The sequence below is a fragment of the Variovorax sp. PAMC 28711 genome (assembly GCF_001577265.1).
Taxonomy (GTDB): Bacteria; Pseudomonadota; Gammaproteobacteria; order Burkholderiales; family Burkholderiaceae_C; genus Variovorax.
On record NZ_CP014517.1, the window covers coordinates 1,851,993 to 1,871,311 of the forward strand.

General features: G+C 68.3%; 18 protein-coding genes. 7 read left to right on the forward strand and 11 right to left on the reverse strand.

Features of this window, described 5'->3' with window-relative positions; all coding sequences use genetic code 11:
- Positions 1 to 2 precede the first annotated feature (2 nt).
- From AX767_RS09290 to atzF, 11 genes are all read right to left on the reverse strand, one after another.
- Positions 3 to 1,067, reverse strand: coding sequence for a formamidase (locus AX767_RS09290; RefSeq protein WP_068633527.1), 1,065 nt, complete (start codon positions 1,065 to 1,067; stop codon positions 3 to 5).
- Between the two features lie 343 nt (positions 1,068 to 1,410).
- Entirely contained in the window at positions 1,411 to 2,331 is a 921-nt protein-coding gene (locus AX767_RS09295; protein WP_068630669.1) for an ABC transporter permease, read from the reverse strand.
- Positions 2,328 to 3,407, reverse strand: coding sequence for an ABC transporter permease (locus AX767_RS09300; protein WP_068630671.1), 1,080 nt, complete (start codon positions 3,405 to 3,407; stop codon positions 2,328 to 2,330). Before AX767_RS09300 ends, AX767_RS09295 begins: the two co-directional genes overlap by 4 nt.
- Before the next feature lie 10 nt (positions 3,408 to 3,417).
- The gene (locus AX767_RS09305) at positions 3,418 to 4,533 is read right to left on the reverse strand and encodes a BMP family ABC transporter substrate-binding protein (protein WP_068630673.1); all 1,116 of its coding nucleotides are present in this window, start codon (positions 4,531 to 4,533) and stop codon (positions 3,418 to 3,420) included.
- A gap of 62 nt (positions 4,534 to 4,595) precedes the next feature.
- The gene (gene hpxZ, locus AX767_RS09310) at positions 4,596 to 4,976 is read right to left on the reverse strand and encodes an oxalurate catabolism protein HpxZ (protein WP_068630676.1); all 381 of its coding nucleotides are present in this window, start codon (positions 4,974 to 4,976) and stop codon (positions 4,596 to 4,598) included.
- Between the two features lie 202 nt (positions 4,977 to 5,178).
- A complete protein-coding gene (locus AX767_RS09315; RefSeq protein ID WP_068630678.1) occupies positions 5,179 to 6,606 on the reverse strand; it encodes an AtzE family amidohydrolase in 1,428 nt (475 codons plus the stop codon).
- Positions 6,603 to 6,809 (reverse strand): DUF4089 domain-containing protein, encoded by a 207-nt coding sequence (locus AX767_RS09320; RefSeq protein WP_156481005.1) that lies wholly within the window; start codon positions 6,807 to 6,809, stop codon positions 6,603 to 6,605. The genes AX767_RS09315 and AX767_RS09320 overlap by 4 nt, the downstream gene beginning before the upstream one ends.
- Before the next feature lie 5 nt (positions 6,810 to 6,814).
- Positions 6,815 to 7,636, reverse strand: a complete 822-nt coding sequence (locus tag AX767_RS09325; RefSeq protein ID WP_068630682.1) for an ABC transporter ATP-binding protein — start codon at positions 7,634 to 7,636, stop codon at positions 6,815 to 6,817.
- 5 nt (positions 7,637 to 7,641) lie between these two features.
- Positions 7,642 to 8,481, reverse strand: coding sequence for an ABC transporter permease (locus tag AX767_RS09330; RefSeq protein ID WP_068630684.1), 840 nt, complete (start codon positions 8,479 to 8,481; stop codon positions 7,642 to 7,644).
- Positions 8,482 to 8,486: 5 nt separating this feature from the next.
- Entirely contained in the window at positions 8,487 to 9,488 is a 1,002-nt protein-coding gene (locus AX767_RS09335) for an ABC transporter substrate-binding protein (RefSeq protein ID WP_068630686.1), read from the reverse strand.
- Positions 9,489 to 9,535: 47 nt separating this feature from the next.
- Positions 9,536 to 11,233: an allophanate hydrolase gene (gene atzF, locus AX767_RS09340; protein WP_068630688.1), complete on the reverse strand. Its 1,698-nt coding sequence runs from the start codon at positions 11,231 to 11,233 to the stop codon at positions 9,536 to 9,538.
- Between the two features lie 140 nt (positions 11,234 to 11,373).
- On the opposite strand from atzF, the gene AX767_RS09345 reads away from it, so the two are divergent.
- The 7 genes from AX767_RS09345 (at position 11,374) to AX767_RS09375 (ending at position 19,296) form a co-directional block, all read left to right on the forward strand.
- Positions 11,374 to 12,228, forward strand: a complete 855-nt coding sequence (locus AX767_RS09345; protein WP_082754941.1) for a hypothetical protein — start codon at positions 11,374 to 11,376, stop codon at positions 12,226 to 12,228.
- A 45-nt stretch (positions 12,229 to 12,273) separates the two neighbouring features.
- Complete coding sequence (locus tag AX767_RS09350) at positions 12,274 to 13,653, forward strand: AmpG family muropeptide MFS transporter (RefSeq protein WP_156481006.1); 1,380 nt, start codon at positions 12,274 to 12,276, stop codon at positions 13,651 to 13,653.
- A 16-nt stretch (positions 13,654 to 13,669) separates the two neighbouring features.
- Positions 13,670 to 14,863, forward strand: a complete 1,194-nt coding sequence (locus AX767_RS09355; RefSeq protein ID WP_210392591.1) for a beta-ketoacyl-[acyl-carrier-protein] synthase family protein — start codon at positions 13,670 to 13,672, stop codon at positions 14,861 to 14,863.
- Positions 14,860 to 15,660 (forward strand): beta-ketoacyl synthase chain length factor, encoded by an 801-nt coding sequence (locus AX767_RS09360; RefSeq protein ID WP_068630692.1) that lies wholly within the window; start codon positions 14,860 to 14,862, stop codon positions 15,658 to 15,660. Before AX767_RS09355 ends, AX767_RS09360 begins: the two co-directional genes overlap by 4 nt.
- A 5-nt stretch (positions 15,661 to 15,665) precedes the next feature.
- On the forward strand, positions 15,666 to 17,297 hold the full coding sequence (locus AX767_RS09365; protein WP_068630694.1) for an NAD(P)/FAD-dependent oxidoreductase: 1,632 nt from the start codon (positions 15,666 to 15,668) through the stop codon (positions 17,295 to 17,297).
- A gap of 72 nt (positions 17,298 to 17,369) precedes the next feature.
- On the forward strand, positions 17,370 to 18,092 hold the full coding sequence (locus AX767_RS09370; protein WP_068630697.1) for a response regulator transcription factor: 723 nt from the start codon (positions 17,370 to 17,372) through the stop codon (positions 18,090 to 18,092).
- A 10-nt stretch (positions 18,093 to 18,102) separates the two neighbouring features.
- Positions 18,103 to 19,296, forward strand: coding sequence for an ATP-binding protein (locus AX767_RS09375; protein ID WP_068630699.1), 1,194 nt, complete (start codon positions 18,103 to 18,105; stop codon positions 19,294 to 19,296).
- Positions 19,297 to 19,319 lie beyond the last annotated feature (23 nt).

Genomic DNA, 19,319 nt, shown 5'->3' on the forward strand with positions numbered 1-19,319 from the left:
CGTCACGGGGCCGTCAGTTCGTCGGGCTCGGGCGGGGCCATGGCCGGAATCTTCGGCACCAGCGGATGCGACTCGGGGCCCTTGTAGGCGCGCACGGGCGCACCGAAGCCGCAGCTGGTGCCGTCGGTCACCTTCACCTGGTCGCTCCACGGGAGCTTGTAGGTGCCCGACGCCATGTCCTGCATGTAGGTGTACGGAAAGTCCTGCGCCCCGCCCTTCACCGCCACGTACCCGCGGTGGTAGAGCTGGTAGATGTTGTTCTCCACGCCCCAGCCGGTGCGCGCTTCGCGCACGAGGTCGGGCAGCAGCTCGCAGGTGATGATCTCGTCGACCCGGCCGCCGCCTTCGACCATCACGGTGCCGTCGAAGCTGCAGAACATGCCCTCGCCCATCGAGTCGAAGGTGCCGTCGCTGCCGCACATGCACACGCTCGCGGTGTAGGCCAGGTTGCAGAAGGCGTTGGCCTGGTTGGTGATCTTCCAGGCGTGGCGGATGGGTGCGGTGTATCCCGCTGTGCGGAGGATGATCTCGGCGCCCTTGTACGCCGCCTCGCGCGCCATCTCGGGCAGCATGCCGTCGTGACAGATGATCAGCGCGAGCTTGCTGCCGTTGGGCCCGTCGCACACCGGCACGCCGAGGTTGCCCGGCTCCCACGGCTCGACCGGCACCCACGGATGCATCTTGCGGTAGTACAGGCGGATGGCGCCCATGTCGTCGATGATCAATCCGCTGTTGTACGGGTTGCCATCAGGGTTGGCTTCCATGATCGAGAAGCAGCCCCAGATGGTGTTGTCGATGCAGGCCTTGCGGAAGGCCGCGACCTCGGGCCCGTCGAGCGTGCACATGATCTCGGGCGAGGTGTCCATCGACAGGCCGTGCAGCGAATACTCCGGGAACACGACGAGGTCCATCGTGCCCTGGTTGCGCCGCGCCTTGGCGACGAGTTCGACGATGCGCGCCGTCTGCGCCGCCAGTTCTTCGGATGTGCGCACCACCGGCAACTGGCATTGCACAAGGCCGATGACGACGCCGTTTTCCGATTTGTTCAGTCCACCGAATCCACTCATTCGCTTATCTCCTTGCAGTTCGTATGTGTCGGCGCGCGGCGCCGGAAAATCGATCGGGGGGCGTGCCGAGGCCACCGGGTATTCCCCTCCGCGAATGTCCCCCGGCCGGCGGCCTCCTCCTTGATTTCGCTGCGGGGAACACCCGATGCCCTCGGCACGGGATCCGCCACGCCGTGCGAGCGGATCAGCCACGGCAGGTCTGGATCACGTCGATGGTGTGCTTCCCGCAGCGAAATAAAGGAGGAGCTCCGGCCATAGGCCAGGCGGGGGACATTCGCGGAGGGAAGTACGCCGTCGGCGTGATCCCGCCCCGGAGGTGCAACAGGAATCGACATGTGCGGTATCACCTCGTGGATGAAAGCTCGCCCGGGCTGCCGATGGCGACACTGCCCGGCTTGCAGGTGAACACCAGAATGACCAGCGTGAGCACGTAGGGCACCGTGTTGAACAGGTGATAGCCCCAGCCGACGCCGATCGACTGCAGCGCCGGGCCCAACGCGCCGGCGCCGCCGAACAGGAAGGCCGCGCCCACGCAGCGCAGCGGGCTCCAGCGCGCGAAGATCACCAGCGCCACCGCGATCAGGCCCTGGCCGCTGGAGATGCCCTCGTTCCAGCTGCCCGGATAGAACAGCGTGAGCGATGCGCCGCCCAGCCCCGCGATGAAGCCGCCCGCCGTCGTGGCCGCGATGCGGATGCCCGACACCGAGTAGCCGAGCGCCCGCGTCGCGTTGGCCGAATCGCCCGCCATGCGCACCAGCAGTCCGGCGCGTGTGTGTGCGAAGCCCCAGTACAGCAGCACGGCGAGCACCAGGCCGAGGGGCACCAGCGCATTGAGCTGCAGCGCCGAGCGCACCACCGGGTTGTCGCTCCAGAAGCCCAGCGCAATCGCCGGGATCTGCGGCGCCTGCGGCTGGATCAGCGGCTTGCCCAGGTAGAAGGCCAGGCCGGTTCCGAACAGCATCAGCGCGATGCCGGTGGCCACGTCGTTCACCCGGTCCAGCGAGCACAGCAGGCCGTGCAGCAGCGCGAGCGCGGCGCCGGCGGTCGCGCCGATCAGCACGCCGAGCCAGGCCGAGTCGGTGAGGTAGGCGCCGCCGAAGGCCGCCATGGCCGACAGCACCAGCACGCCTTCGAGGCCGAGGTTGATGCGGCCCGACTTCTCGGTGAGGCATTCGCCCAGGCTCACGAAGAGGAACGGTGCACCCACGCGCAAGGCGCCGCCGACGATGCCCGCCACCAGTGCGATCCACTGATCGGCGGTCATGCGCGCTCCTTCACCAGCTTGGGTTGCGCGGCCTTGGGCATGCGGTTCCTGAGCAGCGTCTTCCAGTCGACCATGCGCAGGCCCTCGCTCGCGAGGATCAGCACGAAGGCGATGCCCTGCAGCACCAGCACCGATGCGTCAGGCAGGCCGAGCCGCCGCTGCAGCAGGCTGCCGGCCGCGCCGAAACCGCCGAACAGAATGGCAACGGGAATGATCGCGATGGGGTTGTGCCGCGCGATGAAGGACACCAGGATGCCCGCGTAGCCATAGCCCGCGATGATCGAGGCGTTGGCGTTGGTGTGCACCGCCGCCACCTCGACCGCGCCGGCCACGCCGGCGCAGGCACCGCCCACACCGCAGGCCGCGAGAATGAGTCGCGTGGCCGGCAGGCCGACCAGCTGCGCGGTGCGGGGGTTGCCGCCCACCACGCGCACCGAGAAGCCGGAAGCCGTCACGCGCAGCCAGAGGCCCAGGCCCACGCAGGCCACGACCCCGATGGCCAGGCCCCAGTGAATGTCCGAGCCGGCGATGCCGTGGATCAGCAGTCCCTCGGGCAGCGAATAGGTCGACGGCTTGTTGAGGCTGGCCGGGTCGCGCAACGGGCCTTCGACCAAGTGCTTGAAGATGCCGATGGCGATGTAGGCGAGCAGCAGGCTGCTGATGGTCTCGTTGATGCCGCGGTACTGGCGCAGCCAGCCGGCCAGCATGATCCAGAGGCCGCCGGCGATCGCACCTGCGAGGCAGATCGCGACCGTGCCCGCCACGTTGGCCGGCAGCGGCAATGCATAGGGCAGCGCCGCTGCGGCCAGCCCGCCGAGCACCACGGCACCCTCGCCGCCGATGATCACCAGGCCGGCGCGCGCCGGAATGGCCACGCACAGCGCCGTGAGCATGAGCGGCGCCGCGCGCTGCAGCGTGTTCTGCCACGAGAACCAGTCGCCGAAGGCGCCCTTGAAGAGCGTGACCCACACGTCCACCGGGCTCACCCCGGCGAACCAGACGAGCACCCCGAACACCAGCAGTGCCGCCGCGATGGCGAAGGCCGGCAAGGCGATTTCCTTCAGCGCGCTGCGCATGGTCGTGCGATCAGATGCTGCCGTTGACGCCTTCGACCAGGTAGTTCATCTTCTCGAGCTCGATGTCCGTCTGCTTGAAGGCCTTGCCCGAGGCGACGACGTCCTTGCCCTTGTTGTCCTTGAGCGGACCCTTGAAGATGTCGAAGCTGCCCGCGACCATCTGGGCCTTGATGCCATCGGCCTGCTTCTTCGCGGCATCGGTCACGGCCGGGCCGTAGGCCGACATCTTCACGTAGCCTTCCTTGAGGCCGCCGCGCAGGAAGTTGGGGTGTGGCTTGCCGGCCTGGGCGGCTTCGATCGCCGTCTTGTACGCGGTGAGCCAGTTCCATTCGGCGCCCGTCAGGTAGGCCTGCGGCGCCAGCTTGGCCTGGCTCGCGTGGTAGCCGCAGACCATCTTGCCGCGCTTGGCGGCCGTCTCGACCACGACCTTGGGTCCGTCGACGTGCATCGTGAACACGTCGCAGCCCTGGTCGGCCAGGCTGTTGGTGGCCTCGGCTTCCTTCACGGGCATCGACCACTCGCCCGTGAAGATCACGCTGCAGGTGATGCCGGGCTTGACCGAGCGCGCGCCGAGCGTGAAGGCGTTGATGTTGCGCAGTACCTGCGGGATCGGCTTGGCCGCGACAAAGGCGATCTTGTTGCTCTTCGTCATGTGGGCGGCGATCACGCCGTTCAAGTACTGGCACTCGTCGATGTAGCCGAAGTAGCTGCCGACGTTCTTGGGCATGCTTTCGGTCCAGAGGCCGCCGCAGTGCGAGAAGCGCACGTCCGGGTGCTTCGGCGCGACGGCCAGGATGTGCGGATCGAAGTAGCCGTAGGACGTGGGGAACAGCAGCCTGACGCCGTCCTGCGCGATCATGCCGGTCATGGTCTTCTGCACGGCTGCGGTCTCGGGCACGTTCTCTTCCTCGACCACCTTGACCCCAGGCATCTTCTTGATCTCGGCGGCGGCCTGCGCCTGCGCCTGGTTGTAGCCGTAGTCGTCGCGTGGGCCGACGTAGATGACGCCGACGGTCAGCGGCTTGGCCTGTGCGCTGGCCAATGCGCTCCAGCTGCCCAGCGTGCCGGCGGCACCGAGGGCGGCGATGGATTTGAGGGAATCGCGACGGTTGACTTGACTCTTCATGGCTCTCTCCGGGTTCGTAAAAACAGGTTGGAAAATCTTGGATACAAGATGGAATGCACAAATCAGGCCAGCAGGCTCACGTGCGCAGACACCACTCGCCAGCCTTCGGGCGTGCGCATCCAGGTCTGGCTCTGGCGGCCGGTCCGATCGCCGCCTTCGCGCAGGAATTCGCAGTTGGCGGTGGCGAAGTCCTCGCCATAGGTGGTGAGCACGACGCGCAGCAACCTGCGCTGGAGGCCCTGAGACGGGCGGCTCGCCCGGAACGCCTGGATCGCTTCGGCGCCGTAGAGGTTTTCCGTCGCGCCGTAGCGCAGGGTGTGCGGGCTGTTCCAGAACAGTTCGTCGAGCACGTCGACCTTGTTGTGGACCAGCGCGTCTTCGTAGCGGGCGAAGGCGTCTTCGACTTCGGCGAGGACAGTGGGGATGTTGATTTCTGGGGTCATGTTTTTTGGACTGGATGGACGTTCTGGGTGCGTGACGTCGTGCGGTATGCACCGATGAACCACTGCGCTGCCGGCTCACCTCGATGGCGTGCTCCCCGCAGCGAAATAAAGGAGGAGGCCGCAGGCCGGGGGACATTCGCGGAGGGGAGTACGCCGTCGGCGTGAGCCCGCCCCGGACCGCCGCCCTCGAACCGCGCGCAAGTCACAGCGCAGCCACCGGCGAATGAACCACGTTTGCTGCTTCGAGCGCCGCCGCGACGCGCAGCACCAGGTCTTCACGCCAAGGCGCTGCGATGACCTGCACGCCGATCGGCAACTTCGCATGCGCGCCCCACACCGGGACGGCGCACACCGGCAGGCCGATGCACGAAATGGGTTGCGTGAGCAGCCCCATGTTGGGTCGTACCGGCAGGCGCTGCCCATTGAGTTCGAACCACTCGGCGCCGATGGGCGTGGCGGCCGAAGGCGTGGCGGCGGCCAGCAGGATGTCGTAGCGGTCGAACACGCGGGCTACGGCCTGTGCGTAGGCCAGCCGCACACGTTGGGCGCGCGCGATCCACGCGGCGGGCAGGAGCGCACCGGCGAGAAAGCGATCGCGCGACAACGGCTCGAAGTCGTGCGGGCGACGGCGGAGGTCGTGCAGGTGCAGCGCGGCGCCTTCCGAATTGGTGATGAGGAAGGCGGCTGCGCGGCCGGCCTCGACCATCGGCAGTTCGACCGTCGCGCTCGCACCGAGCGCGTCGGCCACCCGGTCGACGGCGGCCAGCGCCTCGGGTTGCGCATGCGCGCGGAAGTAGCCACCGAGCACGCCGATGCGAAGGCCCTGCGTGCCGCGTCCGAGCAGTGGCGTCACCAACTCGGCGGAACGTTGTGCGCAACCTGGATCGCGCAGACCCATCGTGCCTTCCGGCCCCTGCATCGCGTCGTAGGCCAGGGCGAGGTCGCGCGCCGAACGTGCGAACGGGCCGAGGTGGTCGAGGCTCGACACGAAGGGATAGCTGCCGGTGCGCGGCAGGCGGCCGAAGGTCGGCTTGAGGCCGAACACGCCGCACAGCGATGCGGGCACGCGGATCGATCCGTTGGTGTCGGAGCCGAGCGTGAGCGGCACCTGCCCTGCGGCCACTGCCGCCGCCGAACCGCCCGACGATCCTCCGGCCAGGCGCGTCAGGTCGTGCGGGTTGTGCGCGGCGCCGACGTGGCTGTTTTCCGTGGTGAAGCCGTAGGCGTATTCATCCATGTTGAGTGCGCCGACCAGGACGGCGCCTGCGCTCTCGAGGCGCCGCACCAGCGCGGCATCGCTGCGCGCGGGCGCGCCGTCGCGTTCGATCTTCGAGCCGGCCAGCGTTTGCAGGCCAGCGATGTCGAACAGGTTCTTGACAGCGAACGGCACGCCAAGCAAGGGCAATGCACGGGTGCGCTCGGCGTTGACCGAGGCAAGCGATGCATCGACCTGCGCGGCGCGGCGCAGAGCCCGCGCGGTCACGACGTCGGTGAAGGCGTTGACGCGGTCGTTGGTGGCACCGATGCGGTCGAGGCTGGCCTGCACCAGCGACACCGCACTCACCGCGTTCGAGCGCACCGCGACGGCCATGCCGGCCGCGTCGCCGCCGAGCAGATCGGCCGGCGTCATGCTTCCTTCTCCGACGGGCTGACGGGGACGAAGGTCACGGCGCATTCATCGTGTGGCGCGAGCGGCACGGCATCGATCGTTGCAGCGAAGTGGGCTGCGAGCGTGAAGTAGCCCAGCACGCCGGCACGGTGCGCCGGCCAGATGCGCAGCCCGAGCGCGGCGGCGGCTGCGTCGACGTAGGTTTCGACCTGGACAGGGGTCATGGCGTTCACCTCCGCACTTCCCGCTGGAAGATTTCCAGACTGCGTTTCTTCATCGCGACGAAGCTCGGCGCGCTCAACGTTTCGAGAGTCCGCGGTCGGGCTTCACCGTAGCGAAGGATCTCGGCCACCTTGGTCGGCCGCTTGGTCAGCAGCAGCACCTCGTCGGCCAGGTAGACGGCTTCTTCGAGGTCGTGCGACACCAGCAGCATCGTGGTGCCGGTCTGCATGAACACCTCCTGCAGCTTCTCGCGGATGAAGAGGGTCATCTCGAAGTCGAGCGCGGAAAACGGTTCGTCGAGAAAAAGCACCTCGGGGTTCGGCGCCAGCGCCCGCATGATCGATGCCGTCTGCTGCTGGCCGCCCGAGAGCTCGTAGGGGAAGCGATTCAGGTCGAACTTGACATCGAACGACGCGACCAGCTCGGCCATGCGACGGTCGACCTCGGCTTTCGACCGGCCTTCCAGCTTGAGCGGGTAGGCGATGTTGTCGATGGTGCGCATCCACGGGAACATCGCCTCGCGGTAGTTCTGGAACACGTAGCCGATCTTGGTGTCCTTGAGCGACTTGCCGTCGAACAGAATCTCCCCCGAATCGATCGGCACCAGCCCCGCGATCATGTTGATCAGCGTCGACTTGCCGCAACCGTTCGGCCCGAACACCGAGACGATCTTGTGCTTCGGGATGTCGAGGTCGAAGTTCTCGTACAGCGGCCAGCCCGCGAAGTACTTGGTGAGGCCGCGGATGGTGATGTGCGTGCCGGCCGGGCCGGGCTGGAACATGGGGGCGGGCACGTCGGCGTACACCGGGCCGTTGAGGACTGCAGACATGGCGATTACCTTCCAGACCAGTGAACGATCTTGCGTTCGGCAACGAGGAACAGGATGTTGAGCACATAGCCGAGCGCGCCAGCGGCCAGGATCGAGGCGTACATGTCCTTGACGTTCATCACCTGCTGCGAGTTGATGATGCGATGACCCAAGCCGGCGTCCGAGCCGATGAACATCTCGGCGACGATCACGATCACCAGCGCCATCGACACGGCAGAGCGAAGCCCCACGAACGAGGGCTGCAGGCTCTCCCAGATCAGCACGTCCTTGAAGATCTGCCAGCGCGAGGCGCCCATCACGCGTGCCGCCATCACGCGTTGCTTGCGCGCATTGATGACGCCGTAGGCGCTGTTGAACACCACGATCAGGAAGGCCCCGAAGGCGGCGATGGCGATCTTGTTGACGTCAGACACGCCGAAGATCATCAGAAACAACGGGATCAACGCGGACGACGGTGTCGAGCGGAAAAAGTCGATCAGGAACTCGACGCTGCGGTAGGCCTTCTCGTTGCTGCCGAGCAGCACCCCCAGCGGCATGCCGACCACGGCAGCGATCAGGAAAGCCTGCAGCGTGCGCCACACGGTCACGGCGAAGTCGGTGAGCAGCGTTCCGCCGGCCAGCCCGGTGAGCAGCGAGACCACCGTGTCGCCCGGCAGCGGCAGCAGGATGGCCTTGATGAAGCCCAGCCGCACCACCAGGTCCCAGACGATGAACAGCACGACGGGGCCGATGAACGGCAAGGCCTTGAGCCAGGGCGACGGCTTGGGGGCGGCTGCCGTGGCGCCGTGGGCAGGCGCCTTCCAGGGTGTGCCCGCATCGGGGCCGACGGAGGTGGCTTCGGCCATGGCGCTCAGCCCTTGTAGAGCATCGAATCGACCATCAGGCGCGACGAGAAGATGCCCTTGTCGGAGAACAGGTCGAAGAACTTCTGGAAGTACGCCACGTCCGCCGGCGTGAACTCGTTGTACATCGTGTAGGCCGCGAGCGGCACTTCGCTCGTGAGGGCGCCTTCGATGGCGGTGTAGCCCTTCAGGTACTGGCGGGCCTCGTTGGGCTTGCTGCGCACATAGGCCACGCCCTTGGCGTAGGCCGCGATGAACTTCTTCGACTCGGCCGGGTTCGCCTTGATGAAGGCGCCTGTGAGCGAAGCCGATCCGCCGAACCAGGGGGCCATCGCATCGCCGAGGATGTAGCGGGAGATCACGCCTGTTTCGAGCGTGCGCGTCGTCTTGGACAGACGGCCGATGGTGCCCGTGGGCTCGAGCGTGTAGCAGCCGTCGACCTGACCGGCCGCCAGGGCGGCCACGTGCTGGCCGATCGGCAATTCGATGACGGTGGCGCCGGTCGCGCCGCCGCGTTCGAGCACCGTCTTGGCCAGCGTCACGTTCTGGATGCCGGGACCCGAAGCCACTCGCTTGCCCTTGAGGTCGGCGATGGTCTTGGCCGTGCTGGCGATGGGCACCAGCACTTCGTCGAGCACATTTTTTTCGTTGCTGGGGTTCGAGCAGAAGATCTTGAAGCTGCCGGGTTGGGCGATTTCGCCGATGGCGATGTTGGCCGAACCGGTGCCGTTGGCGCTGCCGTCGCAGCGTCCGGACAGCATGCCTTCCATGATCTGCTGGGCGCCCGCGTAGCGCTGGACCTCGACGTTGAGGCCCGCCTCCTTGAAGTAGCCGAGCTCGACGGCCGCGTAGAACGGCAGCCCGGCCGCGATCGGCCAGTAGCCGACTCGAATCGCGGGACCGCCTTGCGCACGCACGATCGCCGGTGCGGCCAGCACGCCGAAACCGGCGGCACCGGCTTGCAGCAACTTGCGGCGCGATGGGCCGGTGGAGAGAGGCTTGTTTGTCATGGGGTCGTCCTGCTTGAAAAGAATGGAGATGGGTAACTTGCGTGCCTTCAGGCCGCAGGCGCTTTTTGTCTCGAGGCGATGTAGTGGCGCCAGCCGCCGTGGCGCGTGATGTCTTGCGCGCCGGCGAGCGCGATCGACTCGCAGACGAAGCCCTGCACGCTGCTGCCGTCGGCCAGCGTCAAGGTGCCGATGCCGAGCGGCGCCGGAATGAGCGCAACGAAGGAGCCGTAGGCGGTGGCGGGCATCTCCCATACCTCGACGATCAGCGCGGCGCCCTCGCCGGCGGGCACGCGCACCATCCCGGGCTTGGGGGGCACCGTGCCGGGCAAGGCATAGAGGCGGTACAGCGGTGCCGTTGTGGTTTCGCGCAGCAGCGTGGCACCGCGCTCGACGAGCTGGCCGTTGAGCGGCATCCCCGACAAATGGGCGCCGACGACGGCCACGCGCACGATCTCCAATGAGGGCGCGGCGCCGAACACGGGCGCCTGCGCAGGCAACGGCTCGCCCGTGACGCCCATCGTGAGGCCGCTCGCATGGTGGTAACGCTGGCCGAGCTCGGCCAGTTGCAGGTCGCTGCCGCAAACGCCGACCAGCGTGATGCCGAAAGGCAGCCCGTCGTCGCGCAGGCTGCTCGGCACCGAGAGCGCGGCGTAATCGAGCAGGTTGACGAAATTGGTGTACGCGCCGAGGTTGCGGTTGAGCGCCACCGGGTCGGCCTGCATCGCCTCGATCGTGTAGTGCGTGGGCGCGGTCGGCACCAGCAGGAGGTCGATGTCGGCCCACATCGGTGCAACCTTTTGTGCAAGCGTGCGCAGCCTGACTTGCGCATCCACGAGGTCGGCCGCGCTGTAGGTGCGGCCCTTGGCGAGGATGCTGCGCACCGGCTCGATGACCTGGTCTTCATGGCCGTCGAAGAATTCGCGCACCGCGGCGTAGCGCTCGGCGACGAGCGCACTGTCGTAGAGCAACGCGGCGGCGTCGGCGAGTGGCGCGTAGTCGATCGCGACCGCGGTGCCGCCCATCGCCTCGAGCCGCGCGATGGCGTCGGCGAAGGCGGACTCGGCCGCGCTGTCGCCGAAGAAGGCCAGTGCGGATGGCACGCCGAAACGAAAGCGCGCCGGGTACGGCGTTTGCAGCAGCGGGAGTTCGCGGCCGTAGGGGTCGAGCGGGTCGAAGGCCGCGGCGGCCTTCAACACCTGCAAGGCCGTGGCCACCGTGCGCGCGAAGATCGACACGCAATCGACGCTCTGGGCAGCCGGCACCACGCCGCGCGCGCTGAGCAGGCCGCGCGAGGGCTTGAGGCCGACGATGTTGTTGAGGCCGGCCGGCACGCGGCCGGAGCCCGCGGTGTCGGTGCCGAGCGAAAAATCCACCTGGCCGGTCGCCACCACGTAGGCCGAGCCGGAGCTCGATCCGCCCGACACGTAGCGCGCGTCGAAGGCGTTGGGCACGGCGCCGTAGGGCGACCGCGTGCCGTTGAGGCCGCAGGCGAACTGGTCGAGGTTGGTCTTGCCGACCAGCGTCGCACCGGCATCGAGCAGGCGCTGCACCACCTGGGCGTTGGCGTCGGGCGTGCGCGAGAAGAACGCGCAGCCCGCCGTGGTCGGCACGCCGGCTGCATCGATGTTGTCCTTGGCGGCGAAGCGCAGGCCGGCCAGCGGGCCTTCGGTGGCACCGGCGATCGGCTGCGCCAGCTTGGTGATCCATGCCGCGCCGGCCGTGTCGTTGAGTTTTTGCACCATCATCAAGCATCCTGTCTTGTGTACAAGATCTGATGCAAGCAGTGTGCCAACGGCGTTCAGTGCGTTTAACCCCGTTGGCATGGCGGCTCCGTACAAGAAAGCACGGTCCATTCCGGCCGCTTCACTTCCTTTCGGAGAACGCCATGATTTCACTCCCCGCCCCCGGCCGCCTGCAGCGCCGCACGTTGCTCGGCCTCTCGGCCGGTTTGATCGCCGCCGCTGCGCTGCCGGCCTGCGCGGGCGCGCGCGCCTCATCGAGCCGCTGGCTGCAGATCGAGGTGCAGGACCGCGACAGTGGCGCCACGCTCCCCGTCTACAGCGCGAACGGCCAGTGGTACGTGGCGGGCCGGCCGGGCGCGCGCTACGGCGTGACGCTGCGCAATCTGCGGCGCGAGCGGGTGCTGGTGGTGATGTCGGTCGACGGCGTGAACGTGCTGACCGGCCAGACCGCCGGCACCGGGCAGGACGGCTACGTGCTCGGCCCGCTGGAGAGCGGACAGATCGCCGGCTGGCGCAAGAACGACCGGGAGATCGCGGCGTTCGAGTTCACGGCGCCATCGGATTCATACGCTGTGCGCACGGGTCGCTCGCTCGATGTCGGCGTGATCGGCGTGGCGGTCTTTCGGGAGCGTCAGCCCGAACCGCTGCCGGCGCCGCCGATGGTGCAATCCGAATCCAGCGCCGCCGGCAACGTGGCGCAGGACACGGCCAGGGCGGCGCCGTCGCCTGCGCCTTCGTCCAGCGCACGCCGCGAGCGCGCAACGGCCGAACAGAAGCTGGGTACCGGCCACGGCCAGCGCGAGACTTCCGTCGTCGGCCGGACCGCCTTCGAGCGCGCGAGCAGCCGCCCCGACGAGGTGATGGCGCTGCGCTACGACAGCCGTGCGAACCTGATCGCCCAGGGCGTCATTCCCGCGGCCTCGCCTTCGTCGCCGCGCCCGCGCCCGTTTCCGCAATCCCCGCAAGCCGGCTTCGTGCCCGACCCACCCGCCTATTGACCTCGGCCCCGGGGAATAATGGGCGGCCCTCACTCGACCGCCTCCATGTCTGCACCCCCGGCCCTCCCAGCCTCCCCTGCCGTTCCTTGGCGCGACACGCTCAAGGTCTATCTCGAGCCCGCCACGCTCCGCATGCTCGCCCTGGGCTTTTCGGCGGGGTTGCCGCTGCTGCTGGTGCTCGGCACGCTGAGCTTCCGGCTGCGCGAGGCCGGCATCGACCGCACCACCATCGGCTACCTGAGCTGGGTCGGCCTGGCCTACGGCTTCAAGTGGGTGTGGGCGCCGCTGGTCGACCGCTTGCCGGTGCCGCCTTTCACCACGCTGCTCGGACGGCGGCGCGGCTGGCTGCTGATGGCACAACTGACGGTGGTGGCGGGCCTCGTCGGCATGGCGCTGACCGACCCGCGCGCCGGGTTGCCGCCGTTGATCTGGTGTGCGTTGCTGGTGGCTTTCGGCTCGGCCACGCAGGACATCGCGCTCGACGCCTTCCGCATCGAATCTGCCGAGACGCGCAAGCAAGCCGCGTTGGCCGCGGCCTACCAGACCGGCTACCGCCTCGCAATGATCTGGGCCGGCGCCGGCGTGCTGTGGGTCGCGGCCTGGGCCGAGACGAGCGGCACCGCGGGCTACCAGAACGCGGCCTGGAAAACCGCCTACCTCGTGATGGCCGGCTCGATGGTCGTCGGCGTGCTCACCGTGCTGCTGTCGCCCGAGCCGGCGCGTCGCGCCATGCCCCAACCGAAGAACACCGCCGAATGGCTTCAGAGCGTGCTGATCGAACCCTTCGCCGACTTCATCCGCCGCTACCAATGGCAGGCTGCGCTCATCCTCGCGCTCATCGCCGTGTACCGCATCAGCGACGTGGTGATGGGCATCATGGCCAATCCGTTCTACGTCGACATGGGGTTCACCAAGGACGAGGTCGCCACCGTCAGCAAGATCTACGGCGTGGTGATGACGCTGGTCGGCGCCTTCGTCGGCGGCGTGCTGTCGATGCGCCTGGGCGTGATGCGCGTGCTGATGCTCGGCGCGGTGCTGAGCGCCGCCAGCAACCTGCTCTTCGCCTGGCTGGCCGGGCGCGGCCACGACCTCACGGCGCTGATCGCCGTGGTGTCGGCCGACAACCTGGCCGGCGGCATCGCTTCGGCCGCCTTCATCGCCTACCTGTCGAGCCTGACCAACGTGAGCTATTCGGCCACGCAGTACGCGCTGTTCAGCTCGCTGATGCTGCTGCTGCCGAAGTTCATCGCGGGCTACTCGGGCGTGTTCGTCGACGCCTATGGCTACGCCACGTTCTTCACCGCGACCGCCCTGCTGGGCGCCCCGGTGCTGGTGCTGGTGGCGCTGGCTTCCTGGCAGGCCAAAAAGGCTGCAGGCGCAAGCCCGCGACTGTCGGCGCTGACCGACGAGGGCGCGGCAGGCTAGCTGGTAGGCTTTCGCGGTGCCATCGAAAATCCCCCCCCTCCGCATCAGCGCCTACACGGCCACCTCGGCCGTCGGCAACGGCAAGGCGCCGCTGGCCGAGGCGCTCGCGCAATCGCGCAGCGGCCTGCGCGTCAATGACTTTGGCGACGCGCCGCTGCCCACCTGGATCGGCCGCGTGCAAGGCCTCGAAGCATTGCAGTTACCCGACGCCCTCGCCCGCTGGGACTGCCGCAACAACCGGCTGGCCTGGCTCGGCCTTCAGTCGGACGGGTTCACGCAAGCGGTCGCGGCGGCGCGCCAGCAGTACGGCGCGTCGCGCGTCGCGCTGATCCTCGGCACCTCGACGTCGAGCATCGGCGAAACCGAGTTCGCCTACACGCAGCTCGACGAGCGCGGCAGCTTTCCGGCGGGCCAGCACCGACCGGAAGTGCACACGCCGCATTCGCTCACCCTGTTCGTGGCCGAAGCGCTCGGGCTCGAAGGCCCGAACGAAACCATTTCCACTGCCTGCTCGTCGAGCGCCAAGGTGTTCGCCTCGGCCGAGCGGCTGATCCGGCTCGGGCTGGTCGATGCGGCCGTGGTCGGCGGTGTCGACACGCTGTGCGGCAGCGTGCTGTTCGGCTTCAACTCGCTTGAACTGGTGTCGCCGGAACCGTGCCGGCCGTTCGACGCCACGCGCGGCGGCATCAGCCTCGGTGAGGCGGCCGGCTTCGCGCTGCTGGAGCGCGGGCCGGGTCCGCTCGAACTGCTCGGCTACGGCGAGGCGAGCGACGCGCACCACATGTCGACGCCGCACCCCGAAGGCGCCGGCGCCGAGCGCGCGCTCGACGACGCGCTGGCCCGCGCCGGCCTCACCGCCGATGCGATCGACTACATCAACATGCACGGCACGGCGAGCATGAAGAACGACGAGGTCGAGGGCGCGCTGGTGGCACGGCGTTTCCCGGCCTCGACGCACGCCAGCTCGACCAAGGGCTTCACCGGCCACACGCTGGGCGCCGCCGGCATCGTCGAGGCGGTGATCAGCCTGCTGGCGATCGAGCGCGGCCTGAAGCCGGGCACGGTCAACACGGTCGAGATCGACAGCAGCTTCGGCCCCCAGATCCGACTCGCGCCCGAGCACGCCGACGTGCAGCACGTGCTCAGCAATTCCTTCGGCTTCGGCGGCAACAACTGTGCGCTGATCTTCGGCAAGGGCCCTGCGGCATGAGCGCGCCCCGTCTCTACATCGAAGGCCCGGCCTTCTGGTCGCCCAACCTGCCGGGTTGGGACATCGCCTTCGCGGCGTTCCGCGGCGAAGGCGCACCGGTCGAGCCGCCGGCCAAGCGCCCCGCACCGCTGGTGCTGGCGCCGGCCGAGCGCCGCCGCGCACCCGACACGGTAGCGCTCGCGCTCGAAGTGGCAGCGGCGGCCATCGCGAGCGCCGGCCGCAATGCGGTCGACCTGCCGTGCGTCTTCGTCTCCGCGCATGGCGACCTCGGCATCAACGACTACATGTGCAGCGTGCTCGCGAGCGATCCGTCGGTGCTGTCGCCGACCAAGTTCCACAACTCGGTGCACAACGCGGCCGTGGGCTACTGGACCATCGGCACCGGCTGCATGCAGGCCAGCAACTCGGTGTCGGCCTACGAGCACAGTTTCGCGGCGGGACTGCTGGAAGCCGCGTCGCAATGCGCAGCAGACCAGTCGCCGGTGCTGATCGTCGGCTACGACACGGCGGCGGTGGGCGCCCTCGCGTCGGTGACGACCAGCCGCACCATGCTGGCGGTGGGCATGGTGATTTCGCCGGAACGCAGCGAGCGCACGGTCGCCGCGTTCGACTGGTCGCTCGAAAGCGGCCCGACCTCGGCGCCCCCCCTGAAGACCGGCGTTTCGGAGACACTCACCCTCAACGCCATGGCCGATGCGCTGCCGCTGTTCGAGCAGCTCGCGCTGGGCGGCGCTGCCACGCTGGCGATGCCGCTGTCGTCCAACCTGGCCTTGCAAATGCGCCTCAACCCGCCCTGAACACCATGGACACATCCGCTCCCCGCACGCACGACGTCGTCGTCATGGGCGGTGGCCTGGCCGGCCTCACGCTCGCGCTCCAGCTGAAACAACGCTTCGGCGACATCGACGTGCTGGTGCTGGAGCGCCGCATGCACCCGGTGCCGCACGCGGCGCACAAGGTGGGCGAGTCGTCGGTGGAAATCGGCGCGCACTATTTCGACACGGTGCTGGGCCTCAAACCGCACCTGCAGGGCGAGCAGCTGCGCAAATTCGGCTTCCGCTTCTTCTTCAGTGAAGGACGACGCGACATCGACCAGGTCACCGAGATCGGTGCCAGCCGCTTCCTGTCGGTGCCCAGCTACCAGATCGACCGCGGCATCTTCGAGAACTACCTCGCCGAAGAAGCGGCACGGCGCGGCGTGCAGTTCGTCGACAACGCGATGGTCCGGCACATCGATCTTTCCGAAGACGCGAAGACGCCGCACCTGCTGAGCTGGACCGAGGGCGAGCGCGTGTGCACCGCCCGCGCCCGCTGGGTCGTCGACGCCTGCGGCCGGGCCGGCCTGCTCAAGCGCAAGCTGGGGCTCGCGCAGCCCAACGCGCACGATTGCCACGCGGTGTGGTTTCGCATCAGCGACCGCATCACGATCGACGAGTGGAGCGACAACACCGAATGGCGTGAACGCTGCGAGCCTCAGGCGCGCTGGCTGTCGACCAACCACCTGGTGGGCGCGGGCTACTGGGTGTGGCTGATCCCGCTCGCGTCGGGCTCGCATTCGGTCGGCATCGTGGCCGATCCGCGCCTCCATCCGCTCCACACGATGGACACCTTCGACAAGGCGATGGACTGGTTCCACGAGTTCCAGCCGCGCCTGTTCGACGAGCTCGACGGCAAGCGCCACTTGCTGCAGGACTTCGCGTTCTTCAAGAACTTCTCGTACGGCTGCAAGCAGGTCTTCTCCGGCCAGCGCTGGGCGCTGACCGGCGAGGCGGGCCTCTTCCTCGACCCGTTCTATTCGCCCGGCAGCGATTTCATCGCAATGGGCAACACCTACATCACCGACCTGATCGCGCACGACCGCGAGGGCCACGCACTGGCCGCGCGCGCGCAGCTCTACGACCAGATCTACCACTCGTTCTACGAAAGCACGCTGGCCCTCTACCAGGACCAGTACCCCCTGTTCGGCGACCCCGAGGTGCTGCCGGTGAAGGTGATCTGGGACTACACCTACTACTGGGGCGTGTTGTCGCAAATCTTCTTCCATGACCGACTCACCGACGTGGCCTCGCTCGGCGCGCTGCGCGAAGAACTCCAGCACTGCCAGAAGCTGAACATCGCGGTGCAGGACTTCATGCGCGAATGGTCCGCCGTGACCGACAAGCACAACCCGGCGGTGATGCTCGACCAGGCTGCGCTGCCCTGGTTCGCCGAATTGAACAAGAGCCTGAACGACCGGCTCGACGATGCCGCATTCCGCGCGCGCATCCGCGCGTCGGCCGAGCAGTTGCGCCAGCTGGCCGGCGAAATCCTGTCGCGGGCGCACGCCGCGCACCCCGGCATCGAGGCCGGCGCCCTGCGCGCACTGCTGGATGAGACGATGACGGCGGCGCCCGTGGACAGCGCGCAAGACGCCATGCTTTTCGCAGCCGCCTGACCGTTCGGTCGGGCGCGGCGTTTACCCCAACTTTACGGAGCGTTCAAGCCGGCTTGGCGCCGGTGCACGACCATGAAAGCCATGAGCACCCCGCAACTCCTGATGATCGAAGACGACACCCGCCTGGCGAAGATGGTGGGCGAATACCTGACGCAATCGGGCTTCGTGTTCCACCACGCGGCCGATGGGGCGAGCGGCATGGCGCAACTGCAGGAGCACGCGCCCGACCTCGTCATCCTCGACCTGATGCTGCCCGACACCGACGGCCTCGAGGTCTGCCGACGCATCCGCGCGCTGCCGGGTGGCCTCGCCAAGGTGTCGGTGCTGATGCTCACCGCCAAGGGAGATCCGATGGACCGCATCATCGGCCTGGAGATCGGCGCCGACGATTACCTGCCCAAGCCCTTCGAACCGCGCGAACTGCTGGCCCGCATCCGCGCCGTGCTGCGCCGGCGCGGCGAAACCACCAGCGAAGCCTCGGCCGCCACCCTGATTCGCTTCGGCACGCTGGAGATCGACCGCAACGCGCGCACCGTGACGGTCGGCGGCGCGCTGGCCGACCTCACCTCCTACCAGTTCGACCTGTTGGTCGCGATGGCCGAGCGCGCTGGGCGCGTGCTGACGCGCGACCAGATCATGGAAGCCGTGCGCGGCCGCGAGCTCGAAGCCTTCGACCGCTCGATCGACGTGCACATGGGGCGCATCCGCGCGGCCATCGAGGTCGACGCGAAGAACCCGAAACGCATCCTCACGGTGCGCGGCGTCGGCTACGTGTTCGCCAAGCAGCAAGACTAGCCGGGCCCTGATGCTGAGCCTGTACTCCCGCCACCTCTACGTCCGCATCTGGCTGGCGGTGGTGGCGGGCGTGATCGTGCTCATGCTGGCCGCCGGCTGGCTGGTGCGCGTGTCGGCCGAGAGCGAGCGCGACCGCCTCAACTCGCTGTCGCGCGAGGTGGTCGTGCGCGACGCCAATGACCAGGTGATCGGGACCGGCCAGGCGACGCGCGTGCGGGGCCAGGGCACCGAGTTCGAGCTCACGCTGAGCGACGGCCGCGCGCTGTCGCTGCAAATCACGCGGCGCGAGCCGAATGCAGGGTCGGGCAGCCGAACGCCGCCGTCGTGGCGCACCCCGTTCGATTTTTCCTGGTTGATCGTCGCCGTGGGCTTGACGGTGGCGCTGGGCGTCTACCCGATCGTGCGACGCCTCACCAAGCGTCTCGAGTCGCTGCAGCGCAGCGTGCAGCGGTGGGGCGAAGGTGACCTGTCCGTGCGCATGGTCGAGGAAGGGCAGGACGAGGTCGCCGACCTGGCCAAGCGCTTCAACGCCGCCGCGGTGCGCATCGAGCAGCTGGTGAGTTCGCACAAGTCGTTGCTGGCCAATGCCTCGCACGAGCTGCGTTCGCCGCTGGCGCGCATCCGCATGGCGTTGCAGCTCATGGGCGACACGCCCAACGCCACCGCGCAGCAGGAAATCGCCCGCAACATCGGCGAGCTCGACCAGCTGATCGACGAGATCCTGCTGGCCAGCCGCCTCGACGCGAGCGAAGCCGACATGGGCACCATCGAGGCGATTGATCTCATGGGCCTGGCCGCAGAAGAATGCGCACAGGTCGGCGCCGAACTCGACCTGGCCGAAGGCGCGGACAGCAACGCGCTCACGGTGCCCGGCGTGTCGCGGCTGCTGCGCCGCGCGATCCGCAACCTGCTGGAGAACGCGCGCCGCTACGGCGCCGGCGAGACCACGGTCGAACTCGGCACGAACGCCGGCTTCGCGATCGTGCGCGTGAACGACCGCGGCCCGGGCGTGCCGCCCGCGTTGCGCGACCGCATCTTCGAGCCGTTCTATCGTTTGCCCGGCGCCAGCGAGCGCAACGGGGGCGTCGGCCTCGGCCTGGCGCTGGTGAAATCGATCGCTGAGCGGCATGGCGGCAGCGTGCGCTGCGAAGAACGCCCGGGCGGCGGCGCGAGTTTCGTGATCCATCTGCCGCACACGACTTGAGCAGCCGAAGTCAGGCGGGCTCC